Source organism: Pseudoalteromonas sp. 5Ae-yellow (assembly GCF_014077565.1).
Classification (GTDB): domain Bacteria; phylum Pseudomonadota; class Gammaproteobacteria; order Enterobacterales; family Alteromonadaceae; genus Pseudoalteromonas.
The window spans coordinates 1-815 of the sequence record NZ_JACGWD010000161.1 but is presented as its reverse complement, the minus strand read 5'-3'; the positions used below and the strand labels follow the sequence as shown (position 1 = coordinate 815).

At 45.2% G+C, this 815-nt stretch carries 1 protein-coding gene; it reads left to right on the top strand.

What is annotated here, in order from left to right; genetic code table 11:
- Window positions 1-815, top strand: an 815-nt coding sequence (gene tuf / locus H4J63_RS19785; protein WP_182198110.1) for an elongation factor Tu, incomplete at its 3' end; no start/stop codon positions are given.

The following is an 815-nucleotide window of genomic DNA, read 5'->3' as shown; positions in this document are numbered from 1 at the left end:
ATGGCAAAAGAAAAGTTTGAACGCGTAAAACCGCACGTAAACGTTGGTACAATCGGCCACGTTGACCACGGTAAAACTACACTAACTGCAGCAATCACTAACGTACTTGCAAAAGTATACGGCGGTGTTGCTAAAGATTTCGCATCAATCGATAACGCTCCAGAAGAGCGCGAACGTGGTATCACTATTTCAACGTCTCACGTTGAATACGATACACCTACACGTCACTACGCACACGTAGATTGTCCTGGTCACGCCGATTATGTTAAAAACATGATCACTGGTGCTGCTCAAATGGACGGCGCGATCTTAGTAGTTGCTGCGACAGATGGCCCTATGCCACAAACGCGTGAGCACATTCTTCTTTCTCGTCAGGTTGGCGTTCCTTACATCATCGTATTCATGAACAAATGTGACATGGTTGATGACGAAGAGCTACTTGAACTAGTAGAAATGGAAGTTCGTGAACTTCTTTCAGAATACGATTTCCCAGGTGATGACTTACCTCTAATCGCTGGTTCTGCGCTTAAAGCGTTAGAAGGCGAGAAAGAGTGGGAAGATAAGATTGTTGAGCTTGCAAACGCACTTGACTCTTACATCCCAGAGCCAGAGCGTGACATCGATAAGCCATTCATCATGCCTATCGAAGACGTTTTCTCAATCCAGGGTCGTGGTACTGTTGTAACTGGTCGTGTTGAAGCTGGTATCATCCGCATCAATGACGAAGTAGAAATTGTTGGTATCAATGATACAACTCGTTCTACTTGTACTGGTGTTGAAATGTTCCGTAAGCTTCTTGACGAAGGTCGTGCTGG